The 4,382-nt window shown below is 79.3% G+C and carries 1 protein-coding gene and 1 pseudogene; both read right to left on the reverse strand.

What is annotated here, in order from left to right:
* Positions 1–379 (reverse strand): annotated as a pseudogene (locus tag ACFCX4_RS34930) (hypothetical protein); the annotation flags it as partial.
* A 17-nt stretch (positions 380–396) separates the two neighbouring features.
* The gene (locus ACFCX4_RS34935; RefSeq protein WP_376151284.1) at positions 397–4,311 is read right to left on the reverse strand and encodes a DUF5682 family protein; all 3,915 of its coding nucleotides are present in this window, start codon (positions 4,309–4,311) and stop codon (positions 397–399) included.
* Positions 4,312–4,382: the final 71 nt, after the last annotated feature.

Below are 4,382 nucleotides of genomic sequence, written 5' to 3' on the forward strand. Positions count from 1 at the left end.
CGGCGGAGCCGTCCGCCCCGCTCCCCGCGTCGGCCGGCGGCTCGCCGTCGTCGAGCGGGCAGACCGTGACGGCGGCGGCCCGGTGCACGCACGCGGGCGCCAGCAGGCAGCCGCAGCGCACGTCCGCCTGGTCGGCGATCACTCCGGCCGGTGCGTGCAGGACGAGGGTCGTCTCCTCGTCGACGGCGATCCGCCAGTCCTCGCCCACCCGCTCCACCGGCCGCTCGGCTAGCTTGGCGGCGGCGCTGTCCAACCGCTTCTGCAGGCGCGCCGACAACCCGGCCACCACCTCGGCGACCACCTCCGGCCGGACCGCCGGCCATGCCCCGCCCGGCCCGGCTCCCGTGCCCGGCTCCGTGCCCGTCCGTGTCTCCGTCACTGTCCCCGCCACCTCCGTCATCGGACCTTCTCCCCCACCCAGCGGGCCAGTTCGAGCGGACTGAGCGCCGCCACCGGCATCCCGGCCGCGACCAGCTGCCCCGCGACCGCCTTCGAGTACCGGGCCGTCCCGGTGTCGTCCAGCGCGGCGCAGCCCAGCAGGTGGCAGCCGGAGTCGACCAGCGCCCTGGTCTGTGCCAGCAGCCCGCCGACCGGGCCGCCCTCCTCGAAGTCGCTGACCACCGCGATCAGCGTGCGGGAGGGGACGGTCACCAGCCCCCGCGCGTACTTCAGCCCGGCGGCGATGTGCGTGCCGCCGCCGATCCGCACCTCCAGGAGCAGACCCAGCGGGTCCGTCACCCGGTCGGTCAGGTCGACCACCTCCGTGGAGAAGGCGACGAAGTGGGTGCTCAGCGAGGGCACCCCGGCCAGGATCGACGCGGTCAGCGCCGCCCAGACGGTCGACGACTCCATCGAGCCGGAGACGTCCACGACCAGGATCAGCCGCCAGTCGGACGCCTGCCGGGCCCTGGTGCGGAAGACCGGACGCTCCGGCACGATCACCATGCCGCCCGGTCCGGCGGCGGGGTCGGCGACCGCGCCCGCCCCGCCGCCGGAGCCCACGGATCCGGCAGGACGGGCGGTGGCGAGGTTGGCGCGAATGGTGCGGTGCAGATCCAGGCCGCCGCCGGGGCGACGGCTCGGGCGGGGCACGCTGATGCCGGTGAGAGCGGGCCGCAGCCTGGTCGCCAGCTCGCGGCTCAGCTCGTCGACCAGCCGCCGGACCAGCGGTCGCAGGCCGGCCAGCCGGGCCTCCGGCAGACCGCCCGCGTGCTCCAGGACGGTGCGCAGCAGGTCGACGGACGGGCGGACGGCCGACGGGTCGATCGCCTCCAGCACGTCGCCCCGGCCCTGGGCGACGGCCGCCGCCAGCACCTCCTCGCGCAGGCCCGGCCCGAACAGCGCGGTCAGTTCCTCCGTCCACTCCCGAACGCCCGGGTACGGCGCCTCGCGCCCGCCCCGGTTGCCGCCCGCCCCGCCGCGGCCGTCGAGGTCTGGTCCCGACCCCTCACCGCGGCCCGTGCCGTACAGCTCGTCGAGTGCGGTCGCGAGGCGCGCGGCCCGGCCGCCGAGGCCCCCGCTGCCCGGCCGGCCGAGCAGTAGGCGCCAGCGCTCGGCCGGTGCGAGGGCGTGCACGAGAGCGGGGGCGGCGGGGGTGGCGGCCGGGACGGCCGGAGTGTCGGCGCGGGCGGGGACCTCGGCGGCCGGCTGCCGGGCCGGGGCCGGCGCCTCCGCGGTGGGCGCCGGGAGGGCGGCCGGCAGCAGGCCGCGCCGGGCGAGCACGGCGCGGGCGGCCAGGTCGGCCCGGGACCAGTCGGCGAGCAGCGCGGGCGGCACCTCCGTGGGAAGGGCGTCGAGGCGCGTGCCCAGGCGTTCCTCGACGAGCCGCAACAGGCGGTCCCGGGCTGCCGGGCTGAGCGTGTCGAATCCGCCGCGCAGCGCGGGCAGACGGTCCAGGAAGGCGCCGTCCGGGAGGGAGACCACCCGCTCCAGGACTGGTTCGAGCACCTCGGGAGCGGTCGAGAACAGCCCTTCCGCAGCCGACAGCAGCCCGACCAGCGACCGCCCCAGGGCGTGCCGGGCGTCGGGCCCGGTGGCGCCGTCGACCCAGGACGCGGCCCGGTCGCCGAACACCGCCGGTTCCTCCTGCCGGATCAGCACCCGCACCGCCCCGGCCGCGCCGCGCACCAGCGGACTGCCGCCGTCGGCGAGTTCGGCCAGCGCGTGCCGGAGCCGGACGCCCCCCGAGAGGTCCGCCCGCCGCGCCAGCTCCACCAGCGCCCGGGCGTCGTCGGCATCGTCCGACCCGCCGAGCCCCTCCAGTTGCCGCACCGCCGCGACCGTCACGACCTCGGCCGCCGCCGCGAGCACGGCGAGGAAGGGATCCAGCGCCTCGGCCGGCGCGACGACGACACCCACGGCTGAGACGTCCACCGCCGAACCCGCTCCCCCCACGTGCGCGGGCGAAGCAAGCGCGGGCGAAGCGCCCGACGGAGTCTCGGTCGCCGCGCCGTTCGCGGCCCCGGGAGCGGCCTCGGGTGTGGTGGGGGCGGGGACGAGGGTGGCGGTGAGGCGGTCGAGGAGGGCGAGGGCGTCGAGGAGGTCGGGGAGGGTGCCGCTCGTGGGGAGGACGGCGGTGAGCTGGGCGAGGCGGGTGCGGGTGAGCGCGGGGAGGGCGCAGGCGGCGGCGTCGGCGAGGCCGCGGAGCACCTCGCGGGCCGTCGGGCCGTCCGCCTGCCGCTCGCGGCGGAGCCGTTCGCGCAGGGCGCCCTCGGCCGCCTGGGCCGGGGTGACGCCCCGGGTGCCGGCGACGGTGAGCATCGCGGCGACGGCCGGGGTCCAGCGGACCCGCCAGCGGGTGGTGAGGGTCTCGGTGCCGCCCGCGCCGGTGGTCTCGACCGGTTCGGCGTAGGGGACGCCGCAGGCGGTGAGGCGGTGGAGGAGGAGTTCCCGGCGGCGGTCGAGGGGCGAGCGGAGGGGGTCCAGGCGCAGTTCGCGGGCGGTCGGCTCCCCGGTGTCGCCGGGGCCGGGCAGGCCGAGGTCGGCGAGCAGCCGCTCGACCGCGGGGGCGAGGCCGCTGCGCGGGGCGGCCGGGGTGGGCTCGCCGGTGCGGGTGCCGACCAGGACCTTCTCCAGGGCGCGGGCCACCGCCCGGCCCCGGCCGAGGGGTTCGCCCTGGGCGAGGGCGGTCTGCACCGCCTCGACCAGTTCGCCGCGCCCGGGGGCGGCGAGCCCGCGCAGCCGGGCGAGGTCGCCGGCGAGCCGGACGATCTCGCGAGCGTCGGCCGGGCCCGACGGGTGGTCCTGGGCGCGCAGGGCCTCGCAGATCCGCACGGCGGTGCGGACGAGCGCGTCGGCGAGCCGGTCCGGGTCGCCGGCGGCGTCCAGCACGGTGTGCTGCCACTCGGGGTCGCGGATGCCGGCCGGGTAGCCGGAGCGGGCGTCGAGCAGCGGATAGGTGTACGGGATCAGGGAGACGACGTACCGATCGGCCGGCGCCGGCGCCAGGGCCGCGTCCGCCGTCGGCTCCTCCGGAGCGGTCGCCCCGTCGCCGGGCCCGGCGGCCGTGAGCGCCGGGGCGTGGAAGGCGCCGACGACGGCGGCGACCCGGCGTCCACCGGCCCCCGCCTCCCGGATGCGGTCCCGCATCCAGGCCTCGCGCCGCAGGTCGTAGGGGGCGACACCGGGGCCCTCCTCGGCGTCGCGGCGCAGTGCCCAGCCGACCAGCAGGGCGGCGCGTCGGACGGCCTCCGGGCCGGAACCGGGGGCGGCGGTCTCGACGAGGCGGTCCCAGAGGTCCTCGTCGTCGTCCCGGCCGGTGAGGCGCCGGCGCAGCGCGTCGGCGACGCCGGGCCGCTCCTCGGCCGGCCCGGCGGGGCCGGTGCGGCCGTGGTCGCGCCCGCCGTGCCGGTCGCGGACGGCGAGGGGCAGGTCGCAGGCGATCGTCCCGACGCCGTGGCGGCGGGCCCAGCGCAGCGCGGCCAGTTCGGGCGAGAAGTCGGCGAACGGGTAGAAGGCGAGCCCGGTGCCGTGGCCGGCCTCGGCGCCGATGCCGTCGGCGTGCTCGTCCGGGCGCTCGGCGGCGGGGGCGGCGGCCAGTGCGACGGGGGCCGTGGTGGCCTCGTCGGCGAGCAGGTCGAGCCAGGGCTGGAACTCGGCGGGCAGCTCGACCAGCAGCACCTCGGGCCGGGCGGCGTCGAGCAGGGCGGGCACGACGGCACTGAGCGAGGGCGCGTGGTGGCGCACGCCGATCAGATAGGGGCCGGGCGTGTCGAGTCCGGACGCGGCCAGTCGGGCCGCCTGCGCCCCGACCGTCCCGCGCGGGTCGTCGAGGCCGGGGCCCGCCCCGCCGGGCGGCACCGCGCTGCTCATGTGTTCACCTTTCCTGGGAGGGGAGTCGGTACGTGGGGGCCGGCCCGGCGCCGCCCGGGGCGGGCGGCGCC

The organism is Kitasatospora sp. NPDC056327 (assembly GCF_042261735.1).
Lineage (GTDB): Bacteria > Actinomycetota > Actinomycetes > Streptomycetales > Streptomycetaceae > Kitasatospora.

Bases quoted from the DNA above. Each gene is read 5' to 3' on its own strand.
- ACFCX4_RS34935 (WP_376151284.1), bottom strand. From the start codon at position 4,311: ATGAGCAGCGCGGTGCCGCCCGGCGGGGCGGGCCCCGGCCTCGACGAC.